Raw genomic sequence first — 16878 nt, 5'->3', positions numbered from 1 at the left:
AGAGCCACCCTCCGATGTTTCAGAAATCGAATATATGTTCGAGGCCTGGATCGGCAATTGGCCGGTCTTTGAGCAGAGGCGCGAGATCAGCCATCTTGACCGACAGAAGCAGGCGGTCGCTGTCAAAACCGGTGCGAGGCAGGCGCGCGATCACCTCACCGGGCAGATTGCCCTGCTCCATCCCTGAAGACATGGTCAGCGACACCATGATCTCGTCATTGCCGGCAATCTCGCGGATTGTACCGCCTGCCTTGGCGATCTCCGCGAGAATATGGGTGAAGCGGTCGTAGCGCGGCGTTTCGATCAGCACACCATCGGCACTTTCCGAAATGACCGATACATCGGGAATTGCCGAAAGCGTGGTAGCCGGCAGGCCCGATACGACTGATCGGATCGTCAGCTTCGCCTCACCGGTTGCTGCAACAGCGCTGGCGATCATGCCGGCATAGGCGATCTTTGCACGCCACTCGCCGCCGAGCGCCAATCGGCGCTCCCAGCCACGTAGCGGCTCTTCCACCGGTGCGGCCCAAAGCCTGTCGATCCAGGGCTGGAACGGATATTTGTACCATGGGGTCTGGCGCAGAAAGCCGGCATAATCGATCGCCATATCGCGGGCGACGATATCCTGCGGCGTCTTTTCGCTGCCGCGCCAGAGCGCAAAGACCCGGCCGATCGTTTCCTCATAGGCCGCCTTGAGACCCATTTCGAGCGTGAAGCTGACACCGATGGTCGCGATCATCATTCGCGTCTCGCTGTCGGCGCCGCCGTGGCGATCGGCAATACGGGTCAGCGCACAGTCTGCGACCCAGAAATCCTTGACGCTGGAGAAATAATTGAAGCCATATTCGTCGCCCGTCTTCAGGGTTTCGGCGAGGCCGTCATAGGCATAGACGATATGCCACTCCGGATAGGTGAGATAGGTATTGGCCTCCTGCCGGCGGAATTCGGGATCCGATATCAGCGGCTTGTAGCTGTCGGGTTCGGAATCGGCATGGCAGAAGGTCTCGACGTAGGCAGCCGGGCTGAGCACCAGCAGGACGGCGACCACGAGAACCGCCAGGAGCCAGCCGATGATTTTCAGAAGGCGCCGCATCACGGGGCCTCGCGGCGGAAGATATAGCTGGATGCGATTCCCACACCGCCAAGAAAGAGATGCGGCAGGTTGGCGAGTATCTTGAATGTAAAGGAGAGATCCTGAATGCCGTAGTTGACGATGCCGAGATCAAGGTAACCCGACCCAGTGATCAGTCCAAGCAGACCATCGCTGAAATAGAGCAGACCGAAATAGAAAAGAAAGTTTCGGGATGCGCGGGCCGACAGGAAGGCTGCGATGCCGGCCAAGGCAGCCGAGGCCAGGTGCAGGCTGTCGTCATAGATATCGAGCGCAAAGATGCCGAATGCGCGCCCCTCCGCATCCGTCAGTCCCGGAATGTAATTCAATGTGGCTGCAAAGAGCAGAGCCACTGTATAAAGCGCAGCAATCAGCCGAAGCCTGGACATCATGCTCTCCCTAGAGGCTTCCGAGATAGCGATCCCAGAAATGATTGCGGAAGGTAAGGCCGGGATCCAGCTGACGCTTGGCCGCTGCATATTCCCCAGCGCGGGGATAGGCGCGGGTAAACTGATCCAATCGAGCATGCGGCCGATACGGCAGATAGTAGTTGCCGCCGATTGCGAGCACGCGCTCGATAAGCGCTTCCGTCATGCGCTGCATGTCGGCCTCGCCCCTGACCGTCTTTTCCTGCGAGAAGAGCATGACCGCGGCAATGCGGGGTTCCGCGGCGTAAGCCAACACACTGTCACGATCAGTATCGACATAGCGCAGCGTGATGTTGAAGAGCTGTTGATAGGAAGCCGGAATGACATCCTGGCAGGCTGCAACGAAATCAGCGAAGCGGGACGGTGAGACGAAATATTCATGCAGGATATCCGTGCGGGACGGATCCCGGTCATCGAGCGTGACGACGGGTTCGTTCATCAGGCTGTTGCGCGTCGCCTGCGCCGCAAGCGATGGATTGATGACAGCCTCGGTCCACCAGCGAAGATGTTTGGCCGTATCCGAACCGAGCTGCGCCCGGAAGATTTCACGAGACACGTGGCTGATGAAACCGGAACCGGAGGCCGGAGGTATTTTCGTCTGGTCCGGAGCGGCGCGATAGGTGATCAGCAGCGCCTCTTCAAAGAAACGATCAAGCGAAACATCCATTCGGCCATAGGCCATGTTGATCGCGCTATCGCTCGCCAGAACTTCGGCAAAGCGCCGTCCGAGATCCTCGCCCGCCAGATGCTCGAAGGTCGGCTCAAGGAGCACATTCGGCACCATGTCGAGCTCAAGCTCGGTGATGACACCGAAAAGGCCGTATCCGCCCATGGCATGGTTGAAGAGCTCCGCATTCTCCGTGCGTGAGCAGGTCAGCAGATTGCCGTCCACCGTCATCAACCTGATGGAACGGACGGTGCTGCCGCAAGCACTGAATGGAACGGGCCAGCCATGGGCATTGACCGAAAAGGTGCTGGCAACGCCGAAGTCGTTGTTGGACTGCATGACGGCGGGCGAAAAGCCGATGCTATCGAGCTTGGAAATGATCGTCGACCAACGTGCGCCGGCAGCGACACGGTAGGTCTTGGCGGCTGTATCTGCCTCCAGCCAATCCTGATCGAGCGTCAGTGCCGTACCATTCTCGACAAGGCTCTGGCCGCCCATCGAATGGCGCGCGGCGCTGGCGATGAAGGGCCTGTTTGCCTTGACGGCTTCAGCGAGCGCCGCGCGCAACCGGCCGATCATGGCCTCCTGCGGCGGCTCCTTGACGGTCAGATGTGCCGCAACCGGGGTCGGTGTCAGTTCTCCGGCATCATTGAGAATGGTCGCGCCATCTTCAATGCGAAGTTCCGCTGGAAAGGCTGGCCCGGGATCGCTTTGCGGCTGAAGCAAAAAACGCCCCGCCGCCACACCGGCTGCGGCCGAAATGCCGGCCAGCACCCCTCGCCTTGTCCACCTGCCCACAACATTCCCCCCTCCGGATGAATCGGCAAGCTCTTCATAGCGCAATAAAAAACCGGGCGGCAGGGGCCGCCCGGTCCGCAATGAGAAAGTGGTGAATTATTCAGCCGATGGGGTTTCGTCGGCTTCGCCCGCTGCAGGAGCTTCGCCTTCGGAAACCACGGCTTCGTCACCGTTTTCCGTCGTCTCTTCTTCTTCCGGCTCGCTGATGCGCTCGACCGAGACGACCTTCTCATCCTTGGCAGTGGAGAAGATTGTCACGCCCTTCGTCGCGCGGCTGGCGATACGGATGCCGCCTACCGGAACGCGGATCAGCTGACCGCCATCCGAGACGAGCATGATCTGATCGCCATCGTCGATCGGGAAGGCGGCGACCAGTTCGCCGATTTCGCCGGTTTTCGACGTATCGGTGGCGCGGATACCCTTGCCGCCCCGGCCAGAGATGCGGAAATCGTAGGAGGACGAGCGCTTGCCGAAGCCCTTTTCCGAAACCGTCAACACGAACTGTTCGCGTGCCTTCAGCTCTTCGTAGCGCTCGTCAGAGAGCTGTCCCTCTTCGGTGACTTCCTCGCCGACCAGAGCGATATCCTCTTCATCCACGCCCGTCGCACGCCGTTCGGCGGCGGAACGCTTGAGGTAAGCTGCGCGTTCCCACGGCTCGGCATCGACATGGCCGACGATCGTCATCGAGATGATGCTGTCGCCACTGCCGAGATTGATGCCGCGCACACCGATCGAGTTGCGGCCGGCAAAGACGCGGACGTCATCGACCGGGAAGCGGATGCACTGGCCGAGCGCTGTCGTCAGCAGAACGTCGTCCTGATCCGTGCAGGTCTCAACAGAGAGGATTTCATCGCCCTCCTCGTCAAGCTTCATGGCAATCTTGCCGTTGCGGTTCACCTGGACGAAGTCCGACAGCTTGTTGCGACGGACCGTGCCCCGTGTCGTCGAGAACATGACGTCGAGGTTGTCCCAGCTATCCTCGTCCTCAGGCAGCGGCAGGATGGTGGTTATGCGTTCGCCGGATTCCAGCGGCAGCATATTGATCAACGCCTTGCCGCGCGAGGTCGGGGTGCCGATCGGCAGGCGCCAGACCTTTTCCTTGTAGACGATGCCGCGCGAGGAGAAGAACAGAACCGGCGTGTGAGTATTGACCACGAATAGCCGGCTAACAAAATCTTCATCGCGGGTAGTCATGCCCGAACGGCCCTTGCCGCCGCGGCGCTGCGCTCGGTAGGTCGCCAGCGGCACGCGCTTGATATAGCCGAGGTGTGAGACTGTCACGACCATGTCTTCGCGGGCGATGAGATCCTCATCGTCCATCTCAAGGCCGCCATCGATGATCTCGGTGCGACGCGGTGTGCCGAACTCGTCACGGACAGAGGTCAGCTCGTCCTTGACGATCGTCTGGATGCGCACGCGCGACGACAGGATATCGAGGTAGTCCTTGATTTCCTCGCCTATCTTATTGAGTTCGTCGCCGATTTCGTCGCGGCCAAGAGCCGTCAGGCGGGCCAGACGGAGTTCGAGGATCGCGCGAGCCTGCTCTTCCGAGAGATTGTAGGTCAGATCCTCGTTGATGCGATGACGCGGATCGTCGATGAGACGGATCAGGCTTTCGACGTCCTCCGCCGGCCAGCGGCGGGTCATTAGTTCTTCGCGGGCGGACTGCGGGTCCGGAGCCTGACGGATAACGCGGATGACTTCGTCGATATTGGCGACGGCGATTGCGAGACCCACCAAGACGTGGGCGCGCTCACGCGCCTTGCGAAGCAGGAACTTCGTTCTCCGGCTAACGACCTCCTCACGGAAGGAGACGAAAGCGCGGAGCATGTCGAGCAGCGTCAGCTGTTCCGGCTTGCCGCCGTTCAGCGCCACCATGTTGCAGCCGAAGGAGGTCTGCAGCGGCGTGTAGCGGTAGAGCTGGTTCAAGATCACGTCGGCATTGGCGTCGCGCTTCAACTCGACGACGACGCGGTAGCCCTGACGGTCGGATTCGTCGCGCAGATCGGAGATGCCTTCGATGCGCTTCTCGCGCACCAGTTCGGCCATCTTCTCGATCATTGTCGCCTTGTTCACCTGATAGGGAATTTCGGTGATGATGATCTGTTCGCGATCGCCGCGCATCGGCTCGATGGTTGCAACACCGCGCATGATGACCGAACCACGGCCGGTTTCATAGGCCGAGCGAATACCGGCGCGGCCGAGGATCTTGGCGCCGGTCGGGAAATCCGGACCGGGAATGATCTGCATCAGCTCCGGCAGTTCGATTGCCGGATCATTGATCAGCGCGATGCAGGCGTCGATGACTTCAGACAGGTTATGCGGCGGGATATTCGTCGCCATGCCGACGGCGATGCCGCCTGCGCCGTTGACCAGCAGGTTCGGGAACTTGGCAGGCACTACGACCGGCTCTGACAGCGTGCCGTCATAGTTGTCGCGGAAGTCGACCGTTTCCTTATCAAGGTCGTCGAGCAGCGAATGGGCGGCCTTCTGCAGGCGGCATTCGGTGTAACGTTCGGCCGCCGGCGGGTCACCGTCGACCGAGCCGAAATTGCCCTGGCCGTCGATCAGCGGCAGCCTCAACGACCAATGCTGCGCCATGCGGGCGAGCGCGTCATAAATCGCGGCATTGCCGTGCGGATGGTATTTACCCATCACGTCCCCGGTAACGCGGGCGCATTTGACGTATTTCTTGTTCCAGTCGATGCCGAGCTCGGACATGCCGTAAAGGATGCGCCGATGCACGGGCTTCAGGCCATCGCGCACGTCGGGCAGCGCACGCGACACGATCACGCTCATGGCGTAATCGAGATACGACCGCTGCATTTCCTCCATAATGGAGATGGGCTCGATGCCTGGCGGGAGCTTCCCGCCGCCGGGGGGTGTTTGCTCAGTCAAAACGGTTCACGTTCTCTTCTAGAATCACTCGAAGATTTATAGCGGAAAGCCTGTTCCCACGCCAATTTGGCCAGGGGTTTTGAACAGGCTTTTGCGTTCGAAAGAGGGCAAATCATGGTATTTGCCCATGGCAGGGAGACAATCAGCGATCATGCATTTGCCAAATCGGAATCGGCACAGCACAATCATGAAAAACAAGCATCTATATGGGGTTTTGGAGAAGCGATGGCAAGCGCCGACCAACTGATCAACGCGTTCACGACGCTTCTCGTCACCATCGATCCGCCGGGACTTGCCCCGCTCTTTCTCGGCCTCACCGTCGGCATGAGCCGCCCGGAGCGAAAGCAGGTGGCGCTGCGCGGTGTGACGATCGCTTTCATCATCCTTGCCGTTTTCGCCCTGTTCGGCTCCAGCGTGCTCGGCGTGCTCGGCATTTCCATCGGCGCTTTCCGCCTGGCGGGCGGATTGCTGCTCTTCTGGATTGCCTTCGAAATGGTTTTCGAGAAGCGCCAGGACCGCAAGGAAAAGACCACGGAAGTGGCGATCACCAAGGATCATATCGAGAATATTGCCGTCTTCCCGCTGGCACTGCCGCTGATTGCCGGGCCGGGCGCCATTTCGGCGACGATCCTGCTCGGAGGGACTCTGCCCTCCACCGTCGAGCGGGCGCAGCTGATCGGCGTCATTGCCGCCTGCCTGCTGATCACGCTGGTGGTGCTTTTCCTGGCTGACCGGCTCGACCGCTTCCTCGGCGTCACCGGCCGGGCGATCCTGACCCGTCTTCTCGGCGTGATCCTGGCCGCACTCGCCGCGCAGTTCGTTGTCGACGGTGCGAAATCTGCTCTCAACCTGATCAGCGCCACGCCGACATGAAAACGGCGCCCGAGGGCGCCGTTTACTACTGAATAAGACCGATCAAAACGGAATGTCGTCGTCGAGATCCCGCGAGAAGTTGCCGCCGCCAGCGCTACCGCTGCCGCTGCTTCCGCCGCTACGACCACCACCGCTGCGACCACCACCGGACGCTGGAGCGGGTGCGCCGTAATCGTCGCCATAACCACCGCCACCGAAATCGTCGCCGCCACGGCCGCCGCCGAAGCCGGAGCCAGCACCGCCGCCCTCACCACCGCGCCCGTCGAGCATCGTCAGCGTCGAATTGAAACCCTGCAGCACGATTTCCGTCGAGTAGCGGTCGTTGCCGGTCTGGTCCTGCCACTTGCGTGTCTGCAGAGCGCCTTCGATATAGAGCTTGGCGCCCTTCTTCACATATTGCTCGACCACCTTGCAGAGGCCTTCGTTGAAGACCACCACCGTGTGCCATTCGGTTTTTTCGCGGCGCTCGCCAGAATTGCGGTCGCGCCAGGTTTCCGAGGTCGCGATGCGAAGATTGGCGATCGGCCGGCCATCCTGCGTGCGCCGGATTTCGGGGTCGGCGCCCACGTTTCCGATAAGAATTACCTTGTTCACACTGCCAGCCATATCATTCACCTTACTGCCGCCCTGACCGGCGGCGTTCAAAAATCATCGGCGCACCTTAAACCATAGAGGACAAGCGATGCGCATCCAGCCCCTCTTAATCCACAAGGAATTTTGTTCTTTATTTGTTCTAATTATTCGCTATGATCCTGTCAACAGAATCGAAAACCTTTGTTGTTCCGGACTTTCAGCCTCGACTCGCCCGCTGGCATCACTAAATAAGGGCTGTTATCCCCAAACCATCTGAAGCAGAGACGATGAGCGAACTGAAGACGATCTCCATCCGTGGCGCGCGCGAGCATAATCTGAAGGGCATAGACCTCGATCTGCCGCGGAACAAGCTGATCGTCATGACCGGCCTTTCCGGCTCCGGCAAATCCTCGCTCGCCTTCGATACGATCTATGCCGAGGGCCAGCGCCGCTATGTCGAAAGCCTTTCGGCCTATGCGCGCCAGTTCCTGGAAATGATGCAGAAACCCGATGTCGACCAGATCGACGGGTTGTCGCCGGCAATCTCGATCGAGCAGAAGACGACCTCGCGCAACCCGCGCTCGACGGTCGGTACGGTTACCGAAATCTACGACTATATGCGCCTGCTGTTTGCGCGCGTCGGGGTTCCCTATTCTCCTGCCACCGGCCTGCCGATCGAAAGCCAGACGGTTAGCCAGATGGTCGACCGTGTGCTGGCCTTCGAGGAAGGCACGCGTCTTTACATCCTGGCGCCGATGATCCGCGGGCGTAAGGGCGAGTACAAGAAGGAACTGGCGGAGCTCATGAAAAAGGGCTTCCAGCGCGTCAAGGTGGACGGCCAGTTCTACGAGATCGCCGATGCACCTGTTCTCGACAAGAAATACAAGCACGATATCGACGTGGTCATCGACCGTATCGTCGTGCGGCCTGACATGGCCTCGCGCCTGGCCGACAGTTTCGAAACGGCGCTGAAGCTCGCTGACGGCCTCGCCGTTGCCGAATTCGCCGACAAGCCGTTGCCGCCTGAGGAAACCTCGGCTGGCGGCTCGGCCAACAAATCGCTCAACGAGACACACGAGCGCGTGCTGTTTTCGGAAAAATTCGCCTGCCCGGTCTCCGGTTTCACCATTCCGGAAATCGAACCACGGCTCTTCTCGTTCAACAATCCCTTCGGCGCATGCCCGACCTGCGACGGTCTCGGTTCGCAGCAGAAGATCGACCCTGACCTGATCGTGCCCGAGCCGGAGCGTACGCTGCGCGACGGCGCTATCGCGCCCTGGGCCAAGTCCACTTCGCCCTATTACAACCAGACGCTGGAAGCGCTCGGCAAGCATTTCGGCTTCAAGCTCGGCAGCCGCTGGAACGACCTTCCCGAAAAAGCCAAGGATGTCATCCTGAACGGCACCGAGGAGAGGATTGAATTCCACTATGCCGATGGCGCGCGCTCCTACACGACCTCGAAGAATTTCGAAGGCATCGTGCCCAATCTCGAGCGGCGCTGGAAGGAAACGGATTCGGCCTGGGCGCGCGAGGATATCGAGCGCTTCATGTCGGCGGCCCCCTGCCCGGCCTGCAACGGTTTTCGCCTGAAGCCGGAAGCGCTGGCGGTCAAGATCAACAAGCTGCATATCGGCGAAGTCACGCAGATGTCGATCCGGATCGCACGCGACTGGTTCGAGACGCTGCCGGCGGCATTCAACGCCAAGCAGAACGAGATTGCCGTGCGCATCCTCAAGGAAATCCGCGACCGCCTGCGGTTCCTCAACGATGTGGGTCTCGAATATCTGAGCCTGTCTCGCAATTCCGGCACGCTTTCCGGCGGCGAGAGCCAGCGTATCCGTCTTGCCTCGCAGATTGGATCAGGCCTGACCGGCGTTCTCTACGTTCTCGACGAGCCGTCGATCGGCCTGCATCAGCGCGACAATGCCCGTCTTCTCGATACGCTGAAGCACCTTCGCGACATCGGCAATACGGTCATCGTGGTCGAACATGACGAAGATGCGATCCTGACGGCTGACGATGTGGTCGATATCGGCCCCGCCGCCGGTGTGCATGGCGGCCAGGTAGTGGCGCATGGCACACCGCAGGAAATCATGGCCAATCCAAAGTCGCTCACCGGCAAATATCTGTCGGGCGAGCTTGGTGTGACCCTGCCCGATGAGCGGCGCAAGCCTAAGAAGGGCAAGGAGATCAAGGTCGTCGGCGCACGCGGTAACAATCTGAAGAACGTCACGGCGGCCATTCCGCTTGGCGTCTTTACGGCTGTGACGGGTGTCTCGGGTGGCGGCAAGTCCACCTTCCTGATCGAGACTCTCTACAAGTCGGCGGCACGGCGTGTCATGGGCGCTCGTGAAATCCCTGCCGATCACGACCGCATCGATGGTTTCGAGCATATCGACAAGGTGATCGACATCGACCAATCGCCGATCGGCCGCACGCCGCGTTCGAACCCTGCGACCTATACCGGCGCCTTCACACCGATCCGCGACTGGTTTGCCGGCCTGCCGGAGGCGAAGGCGCGCGGTTATCAGCCAGGTCGTTTCTCCTTCAACGTCAAGGGCGGCCGCTGCGAGGCCTGCCAGGGCGATGGCGTCATCAAGATCGAGATGCACTTCCTGCCTGATGTCTACGTCACCTGCGACGTCTGCCACGGCAAGCGTTACAACCGCGAAACGCTCGATGTCACCTTCAAGGGCAAGTCGATTTCCGACGTGCTCGATATGACGGTGGAGGAAGGTGTCGAGTTCTTCACGGCAGTCCCGGCCGTGCGCGACAAGCTGCAGTCGCTCTTCGATGTCGGCCTCGGGTACATCAAGGTCGGTCAGCAAGCCAATACGCTCTCGGGCGGCGAAGCGCAGCGCGTCAAGCTCGCCAAGGAATTGTCGAAACGCTCGACCGGGCGCACCCTCTATATTCTCGACGAGCCGACGACCGGCCTGCATTTCCATGATGTCGCCAAGCTTCTGGAAATGCTGCACGAACTGGTCAATCAGGGCAATTCGGTCGTTGTCATCGAGCACAATCTCGAAGTCATCAAAACCGCCGACTGGATCCTCGATTTCGGCCCCGAAGGTGGTGACGGCGGCGGCGAGATTGTGGCTTTCGGCACGCCAGAGACGATCGTCAAGGAGAAGCGTTCCTATACCGGCCAGTTCCTCAAGGAGCTGCTGGAGCGGCGACCGGTCAAGAAGGCGGTCGCAGCGGCGGAATGACCATGCGGCTCGCCACGATTGCGGACCTGCCCGCCGTCGTCGCGCTGACGACGGCCGCCTACCAGCCCTATACCGATCTGTTCGGCTGTCCGCCGATTCCAGTGACGGAAGATTACAAGCCGCGGATTGAGCGCGGCGAAGTCTGGCTGCGGGAGGCTGACGGTGCTGTGACGGGGCTCTCTGTCGTCGAGCGCCATGCCGACCACGTGATGCTTTTCAGTATCGCGGTATCGCCGGACTTCCAGGGAGCAGGACATGGTGTGGCCATGCTGCGCTGGCTGGAGGACAAGGCGCGGGAGTGGGAAACGCCTGAGATGCGGCTCTATACCAATGCGCGGATGGAGCGGAACATCGCGCTTTATTCCGCCTTCGGTTTTCAGGAAACTGGTCGCCGGCCCAATCCCTATCGGCCAGGATGGACCGTCGTCGATATGACGAAAAAGGTTGGTGCGATCTGAGAGATCGCAAGCGAGGAGGAACAGATGAGCAAATCGGGCACGATCCGCGTAGGCATCGGCGGCTGGACGTTCGAGCCGTGGCGCGGCCATTTCTTTCCCACCGATCTCAAGCAGAAGGACGAGCTGAACTATGCCAGCCGCCAGCTGAAGGTCATCGAGGTCAATGGCACCTATTACAGCACGCAGAAGCCGGCGGTTTTCGCCAAATGGGCTGCCGACGTGCCTGACGGCTTCATCTTTTCGCTGAAGGCGACGCGTTACACCACGAACCGCCGTGTGCTAGCCGAGGCCTGGGAATCGATGGAGAAGTTCCTCTCGTCCGGCATCAGCGAACTCGGCGATCATCTCGGCCCGCTGCTCTGGCAGTTTGCGCCAACGAAGAGGTTCGAACCAGATGATTTCGAGGCGTTCCTGAAGCTGCTGCCGGAAAAGCAGGACGGGCTGAAGCTGCGCCATGTCGTGGAAGTCAGGCACGATTCCTTCAAGGTGCCGGAATTCATTACACTCCTCGAAAAATATGGTGTGGCACCCGTCTGCGCCGAGCATTTCGACTATCCGATGATTGCCGATGTGACAGCGGATTTCGTCTATACGCGGCTGCAGAAAGGGTCCGACGATATCCCGACCTGCTATCCGGAACCGGAGTTGAAAGACTGGACCAAGCGGCTGCAGATCTGGGCCGAGGGCAAAGTGCCTGACGACTTGCCGCTGATCGACAAGGACAGGAAGGTCAAGGTCGAGCCGCGCGACGTCTTTGCCTTCATGATCCACGAGGGCAAGGTCAATGCGCCGCACGGGGCGATCGCCCTGCAGAAGCGGGTCGATAAGTAATTATTCAGTAGGGCAAGACGTGCGCGGCGAGGTCTTCGGCTGTCAGGCCCTTGCCGGCGCGATGGCCTGCCTCTCCATGCAGCCAGACAGCAGCGGCCGCGGCCTCGAAGGCCGGCAGGCCCTGGGCGAGCAGACCGCCGATAATGCCTGCCAGCACATCGCCGGAGCCGGCGGTAGCAAGCCAGACCGGTGCGTTGGTGTTGATCAGCGTCCGGCCGTCTGGTGAGGCGATAACGGTATCCGCCCCCTTATAGATGATAGCAGCATTGGCGCGGCTGGCAGCGGCGAGCGCCTTGTCGACCTTGCCCGCCTTCTCGTCGGCGGCAATATCGGGAAAGAGGCGGGCAAACTCGCCGTCGTGCGGCGTGAGAACGAGGCGCGGCACTCCCTTGAACAGCTCGAAAAGCGCCTGCGGATCGTCCTTGAAGGAGCTGATGCCATCGGCGTCGAGAACGAGATGACGGTCGCGCAGTAGGGATACGAATTTGCGGGCCTTCTTTCCGATGCCGAAACCGGGGCCGAGAACGAAGGTTTGAAGGCGTGTGTCCTTCAGCCATCCTGCCAATGCTGCTGCATCATCAATGGCGTGCAGCATGACGGCTGTCAGGTGCGCGCTATTGGCGGAAAGTGCTTCGGTCGGCGCGGCGATGGTAACGAGCCCTGCCCCGGCCTTCAACCCCGCCATGGCCGACATGCGGGCGGCGCCCGTCTTGCTCGCCTCACCCGAAAATACGACAAGGTGACCACGCTTATATTTGTGGGTCTCCAGTTGCTCGGTCGGAATGACAGCGCGCCATGCGGCAGGTGTATTCTCGTCCAGACGGCCATCCGTCTGCGCCCTGATGATGCGTCCGGGGATGCCGATGTCGAAGACCTCGAGCGTGCCGCAAAGCTCCCTGCCAGGCATCAGCAGATGGCCGGGCTTGCGGGTCATGAAGGTCACCGTATGCGCCGCTCGGAAGGCGCCGCCGAGCACGGCGCCGGTGCGCCCGTCCAGGCCAGATGGCAGATCGATGGCGATGACGGGAGTTCCTGCCTTGCCGACCTTGTGGATCAGATCGGCGACCTCGGATGGCACAGCGCGTGCGAGGCCGGCTCCGAAGAGGCCGTCGATGATGACATCACCTATCTGCTGGTCATAGCACGCGATATCCTGCCCCTTCAGCGCACAGGCTGCCCTAGCGCGGCCCGCATCGCCCTTCAGCTTTTCCGGGTCGCCAAGATGGAAGATCTCCACCCGTCCACCACTCTCCTGCAGAAGCCGGGCGACGACATAACCGTCACCGCCATTGTTGCCGGGGCCGCAGAACACCGCAAAACGTTGTGCGCCGGGATAAAGACGCAATGCTGCAGCCGCGACCGCGGCACCTGCCTTTTCCATCAGGCCATAGGAATCGATTCCGGATTCGGCTGCAGCCTTATCGGCCGCAGCCATTTCGACAGGTGTCAGAAGAAGATCGGCGAGGCGTTTGCTCATGCCCCTATTCAATTCAAAAAGCGCCTAAAAAACAACCGCATGATTATCACGACGAGAGAGCAAATATTGTGCATTTGCCTATTTTTCGAACCCTTCGCAACGAGCCACAAGAAATTATGAGTCGAGGGATTTTTTCAATTTTCGCGTCATTTTTGATCAAAACGCACTATTGTTCACCTCGTTTTTCATCAAAACGACACGGAAACGCAGGCAAACAAGGTCGCACGCACAAAATTCCGCGATTTTTTGCATGAGATGGATTTCAAACTGGCACGATATCTGCATCATATCCCGCGAGCGGGAAGGTTCCTGCTGTAACGGGAGAAGCGGAGAGACATTTTCTCATGAAAAAGATCGAAGCGATCATTAAGCCTTTCAAGCTGGACGAGGTGAAGGAAGCCCTTCAGGAAGTCGGTCTGCAGGGTATCACTGTCACGGAAGCGAAGGGCTTCGGTCGCCAGAAGGGCCATACCGAACTCTACCGCGGCGCAGAATATGTCGTCGATTTCCTGCCGAAGGTGAAGGTTGAGGTCGTGCTCGCAGATGAAAACGCGGAGGCCGTCATCGACGCGATCCGCAAGGCCGCGCAGACGGGGCGCATCGGCGACGGAAAGATTTTCGTTTCCAACGTCGAAGAGGTCATTCGCATCCGAACCGGTGAAACCGGTATCGATGCCATCTGACCGGCTTTGCCTTCGGCGAAGCTTGACCATCCTCATCGCACATAACGTAACATCATCACAAAACAGAGGAAGCATCTTATGGCGAGTGCAAGCGAAATCCTGAAGCAGATCAAGGACAACGATGTAAAGTTCGTCGACCTGCGCTTCACCGACCCCAAGGGCAAGCTGCAGCACGTTACGATGGACATAGCCTGCGTCGATGAAGACATGTTCGCTGACGGCGTCATGTTCGACGGTTCCTCGATCGGCGGCTGGAAGGCCATCAACGAGTCCGACATGGTGCTGATGCCCGACACGGACACGGTGCATATGGACCCGTTCTTCGCCCAATCGACCATGGTCATTGTCTGCGACATCCTCGACCCGGTTTCCGGCGAAGCCTATAACCGCGATCCGCGCGGCACCGCCAAGAAGGCCGAAGCCTATCTGAAAGCATCCGGCATCGGTGACACGATCTTCGTCGGCCCGGAAGCCGAATTCTTCGTCTTCGACGACGTGAAGTACAAGGCTGATCCGTATAATACCGGCTTCAAGCTCGACTCCACCGAACTGCCGTCGAACGACGACACCGACTATGAGACCGGCAACCTCGGCCACCGCCCACGCGTCAAGGGCGGCTACTTCCCGGTTCCGCCCGTCGACAGCGCCCAGGACATGCGTTCTGAAATGCTGACGGTTCTCTCCGAAATGGGCGTCGTCGTCGAAAAGCACCACCACGAAGTGGCCGCCGCCCAGCACGAGCTCGGCATTAAGTTCGACACGCTCGTTCGCAACGCCGACAAGATGCAGATCTACAAGTACGTCGTTCATCAGGTCGCCAATGCCTATGGCAAGACGGCAACCTTCATGCCGAAGCCGATCTTCGGCGATAACGGCTCGGGTATGCACGTGCACCAGTCGATCTGGAAGGGTGGCAAGCCGACCTTTGCCGGCGACGAATATGCAGGCCTTTCCGAAACCTGCCTCTACTATATCGGCGGCATCATCAAGCATGCCAAGGCGATCAACGCCTTCACCAACCCGTCGACGAACTCCTACAAGCGTCTCGTCCCGGGTTATGAAGCTCCGGTACTGCTCGCCTATTCCGCCCGCAACCGCTCGGCCTCCTGCCGCATTCCGTTCGGCTCCAACCCGAAGGCAAAGCGCGTCGAAGTCCGCTTCCCGGATCCGACTGCCAACCCCTACCTCGCCTTCGCTGCCATGCTGATGGCAGGCCTCGACGGCATCAAGAACAAGATCCATCCCGGCAAAGCCATGGACAAGGATCTTTACGACCTGCCGCCGAAGGAACTGAAGAAGATCCCGACCGTCTGCGGCTCTCTGCGCGAAGCGCTCGAAAGCCTCGACAAGGACCGCAAGTTCCTGACGGCCGGCGGCGTCTTCGACGACGACCAGATCGACGCGTTCATCGAACTGAAGATGGCCGAAGTGATGCGCTTCGAAATGACGCCGCATCCGGTCGAATACGACATGTACTACTCGGCATAAGACAAGACAGGAAGCCCCGGTTCGCCGGGGCTTTTTTCGACCCCGAGGTCATGAAAGCCGATCGGCAGACATGACGATCATGTGACGAAATCCCGTAAAAATCTTGATTTGCGGGGGACCGATCACCAAATCAGGTGAGAAAGGAAGTCGTACCATGAAAGAAAGAGTTGCAAAGTTCAGTATAGGCGAAGTGGTCCGGCACAAGGTTTTTCCGTTTCGCGGCGTCATCTTCGACGTTGATCCGGAGTTCGCGAATACGGAAGAGTGGTGGAATTCCATTCCCGCGGAAGTCCGCCCCAGCAAGGACCAGCCGTTCTACCATCTGCTCGCCGAAAACGACGACAGCGAATATGTCGCCTACGTCTCCGAGCAGAACCTGGTGAGCGACGAGAGCGACACACCGCTTCGCAATCCGCAGGTCGAACAGATCTTCGACCGCGGCCCGACAGGCCAGTTCAAACCCAAGATGAGCTTCGCCCATTAAAGTCGGATCACAGAACCTCCATGACAAGGCCCCGCATGTCGGGGCCTTTCTTTTGGCAACAAAAAACCCGGCCTGAAGCCGGGCTTTTCGTCAATTCGTTAAAGTCCCGATTACTGGGCCTTTGCTGCCTTCTGGGCGTCTTCCAGCTTCTTGCGGGCTTCTTCAGCCTTCTTCTGCATGCTGTCCTGCAGGCTGCGCTGGCTTTCGGCGAGCTTCGACTCGGAAACCGGTTCACCGTCATAGGCGCCGGTGAAGCCTTCGAGCGAAACCTTGATCGGGTTCGCAGCACGGCGGAAGTTGATCGAGGTGAAGACCACGTCGCTGCCCTTCTTGAGGCTTGCGATCATGGCGTCCGTCAGCGGAATTTCAGCTGTGCACTTGTCCGGCAGGCAGACGGCGTAATCGAGCTTCTGGCCCTTGCCACCATCGATCTGCATGCTGATGCCCGGAGGGATCAGGCGTGCGGCCGGAACCGAAACCTGAAGGATCTTGCGGTTGATCTTGCCGGAAACCGAGATCAGGCCGACAGCCGTCACCAGCTGGCCGCCGTTGGCGAGAACCAGATTCTGAACAACGCAGATGTCGTTGTCTTCCTGCTTGCTGCAGGTCTTGTACCAGCCAAGGCGCGGTGCGCCGACGGCCTGTGCGGGAGCGTCAGCCGACGCTGCCGGAGCCTGGGCGGCTGCGTCCTGTGCGAAGGACGAGACCGGAGCCGAAGCACCGAAGATCACTGCCATAACGGACAGTGCTGCCCGCATTTTCTTTTCAGACTTGAACATCATAACGAATTCCGTCTCCTGATATCCGTTTCGGGGCTACGTTCGGCCGCCCCAACCACCGGGTCGTTCGGCACTCCACCTCTTAAAAAAATAAGGCAAATGCATGACCCCAAAACTT

14 protein-coding genes are annotated in these 16878 nt (G+C 59.8%); 7 read left to right on the top strand and 7 right to left on the bottom strand.

The window, feature by feature from the left end; genetic code table 11:
* Positions 1 to 19: 19 nt before the first annotated feature.
* The 4 genes from AC1DTN_RS15370 to gyrA form a co-directional block, all read right to left on the bottom strand.
* Positions 20 to 1093, bottom strand: a complete 1074-nt coding sequence (locus AC1DTN_RS15370) for a hypothetical protein (protein WP_477921586.1) — start codon at positions 1091 to 1093, stop codon at positions 20 to 22.
* Positions 1093 to 1500 (bottom strand): hypothetical protein, encoded by a 408-nt coding sequence (locus tag AC1DTN_RS15365; RefSeq protein ID WP_477921585.1) that lies wholly within the window; start codon positions 1498 to 1500, stop codon positions 1093 to 1095. Before AC1DTN_RS15365 ends, AC1DTN_RS15370 begins: the two co-directional genes overlap by 1 nt.
* Positions 1501 to 1510: 10 nt before the next feature.
* Positions 1511 to 3004, bottom strand: coding sequence for an FAD-binding protein (locus AC1DTN_RS15360; protein WP_477921584.1), 1494 nt, complete (start codon positions 3002 to 3004; stop codon positions 1511 to 1513).
* Between the two features lie 96 nt (positions 3005 to 3100).
* Complete coding sequence (gene gyrA, locus AC1DTN_RS15355; protein ID WP_477921583.1) at positions 3101 to 5902, bottom strand: DNA gyrase subunit A; 2802 nt, start codon at positions 5900 to 5902, stop codon at positions 3101 to 3103.
* A 225-nt stretch (positions 5903 to 6127) separates the two neighbouring features.
* Between gyrA and AC1DTN_RS15350 the strand changes: the two genes are divergently transcribed.
* On the top strand, positions 6128 to 6775 hold the full coding sequence (locus tag AC1DTN_RS15350) for a MarC family protein (protein ID WP_113319917.1): 648 nt from the start codon (positions 6128 to 6130) through the stop codon (positions 6773 to 6775).
* Positions 6776 to 6817: 42 nt separating this feature from the next.
* On the opposite strand, the gene AC1DTN_RS15345 is transcribed toward AC1DTN_RS15350, so the two are convergent.
* Positions 6818 to 7381, bottom strand: coding sequence for a single-stranded DNA-binding protein (locus tag AC1DTN_RS15345; protein ID WP_113319953.1), 564 nt, complete (start codon positions 7379 to 7381; stop codon positions 6818 to 6820).
* A gap of 254 nt (positions 7382 to 7635) precedes the next feature.
* Between AC1DTN_RS15345 and uvrA the strand changes: the two genes are divergently transcribed.
* From uvrA to AC1DTN_RS15330, 3 genes are read left to right on the top strand one after another with little or no spacing between them, the layout of a single operon-like run.
* Entirely contained in the window at positions 7636 to 10560 is a 2925-nt protein-coding gene (gene uvrA / locus AC1DTN_RS15340) for an excinuclease ABC subunit UvrA (RefSeq protein WP_113319916.1), read from the top strand.
* Complete coding sequence (locus tag AC1DTN_RS15335; protein WP_113319915.1) at positions 10557 to 11018, top strand: GNAT family N-acetyltransferase; 462 nt, start codon at positions 10557 to 10559, stop codon at positions 11016 to 11018. Before uvrA ends, AC1DTN_RS15335 begins: the two co-directional genes overlap by 4 nt.
* A gap of 24 nt (positions 11019 to 11042) precedes the next feature.
* Entirely contained in the window at positions 11043 to 11849 is an 807-nt protein-coding gene (locus AC1DTN_RS15330) for a DUF72 domain-containing protein (RefSeq protein ID WP_113319914.1), read from the top strand.
* 4 nt (positions 11850 to 11853) lie between these two features.
* On the opposite strand, the gene AC1DTN_RS15325 is transcribed toward AC1DTN_RS15330, so the two are convergent.
* Positions 11854 to 13326 carry an NAD(P)H-hydrate dehydratase gene (locus tag AC1DTN_RS15325; protein WP_477921580.1) on the bottom strand — a complete coding sequence of 491 codons (1473 nt, stop codon included), beginning with the start codon at positions 13324 to 13326 and terminating at the stop codon, positions 11854 to 11856.
* A 344-nt stretch (positions 13327 to 13670) separates the two neighbouring features.
* Here AC1DTN_RS15325 and AC1DTN_RS15320 point away from each other — a divergent pair, with 344 nt between their 5' ends.
* From AC1DTN_RS15320 to hspQ, 3 genes are all read left to right on the top strand, one after another.
* A complete protein-coding gene (locus AC1DTN_RS15320) occupies positions 13671 to 14009 on the top strand; it encodes a P-II family nitrogen regulator (RefSeq protein WP_003539626.1) in 339 nt (112 codons plus the stop codon).
* A 78-nt stretch (positions 14010 to 14087) separates the two neighbouring features.
* Positions 14088 to 15497 carry a type I glutamate--ammonia ligase gene (gene glnA, locus AC1DTN_RS15315; RefSeq protein WP_007811957.1) on the top strand — a complete coding sequence of 470 codons (1410 nt, stop codon included), beginning with the start codon at positions 14088 to 14090 and terminating at the stop codon, positions 15495 to 15497.
* 154 nt (positions 15498 to 15651) lie between these two features.
* On the top strand, positions 15652 to 15981 hold the full coding sequence (hspQ, locus tag AC1DTN_RS15310; protein WP_007811955.1) for a heat shock protein HspQ: 330 nt from the start codon (positions 15652 to 15654) through the stop codon (positions 15979 to 15981).
* Positions 15982 to 16091: 110 nt separating this feature from the next.
* On the opposite strand, the gene AC1DTN_RS15305 is transcribed toward hspQ, so the two are convergent.
* On the bottom strand, positions 16092 to 16763 hold the full coding sequence (locus AC1DTN_RS15305) for an invasion associated locus B family protein (RefSeq protein WP_113319913.1): 672 nt from the start codon (positions 16761 to 16763) through the stop codon (positions 16092 to 16094).
* Positions 16764 to 16878: the final 115 nt, after the last annotated feature.

The sequence above is a fragment of the Rhizobium sp. 01T444 genome (genome assembly GCF_056398305.1).
The sequence above is the reverse complement of the archived record's forward strand: the minus strand, read 5'-3'. Positions and strand labels throughout refer to the sequence as shown.

Coding starts and splice junctions, on each gene's coding strand:
- AC1DTN_RS15325 (WP_477921580.1), bottom strand. CDS start 13,326: ATGAGCAAACGCCTCGCCGATCTTCTTCTGACACCTGTCGAAATGGCT.
- hspQ (WP_007811955.1), top strand. CDS start 15,652: ATGAAAGAAAGAGTTGCAAAGTTCAGTATAGGCGAAGTGGTCCGGCAC.
- glnA (WP_007811957.1), top strand. CDS start 14,088: ATGGCGAGTGCAAGCGAAATCCTGAAGCAGATCAAGGACAACGATGTA.
- AC1DTN_RS15305 (WP_113319913.1), bottom strand. CDS start 16,763: ATGATGTTCAAGTCTGAAAAGAAAATGCGGGCAGCACTGTCCGTTATG.
- AC1DTN_RS15320 (WP_003539626.1), top strand. CDS start 13,671: ATGAAAAAGATCGAAGCGATCATTAAGCCTTTCAAGCTGGACGAGGTG.
- AC1DTN_RS15350 (WP_113319917.1), top strand. CDS start 6,128: ATGGCAAGCGCCGACCAACTGATCAACGCGTTCACGACGCTTCTCGTC.
- AC1DTN_RS15330 (WP_113319914.1), top strand. CDS start 11,043: ATGAGCAAATCGGGCACGATCCGCGTAGGCATCGGCGGCTGGACGTTC.
- AC1DTN_RS15335 (WP_113319915.1), top strand. CDS start 10,557: ATGACCATGCGGCTCGCCACGATTGCGGACCTGCCCGCCGTCGTCGCG.
- AC1DTN_RS15365 (WP_477921585.1), bottom strand. CDS start 1,500: ATGTCCAGGCTTCGGCTGATTGCTGCGCTTTATACAGTGGCTCTGCTC.
- AC1DTN_RS15370 (WP_477921586.1), bottom strand. CDS start 1,093: ATGCGGCGCCTTCTGAAAATCATCGGCTGGCTCCTGGCGGTTCTCGTG.
- uvrA (WP_113319916.1), top strand. CDS start 7,636: ATGAGCGAACTGAAGACGATCTCCATCCGTGGCGCGCGCGAGCATAAT.
- AC1DTN_RS15345 (WP_113319953.1), bottom strand. CDS start 7,381: ATGGCTGGCAGTGTGAACAAGGTAATTCTTATCGGAAACGTGGGCGCC.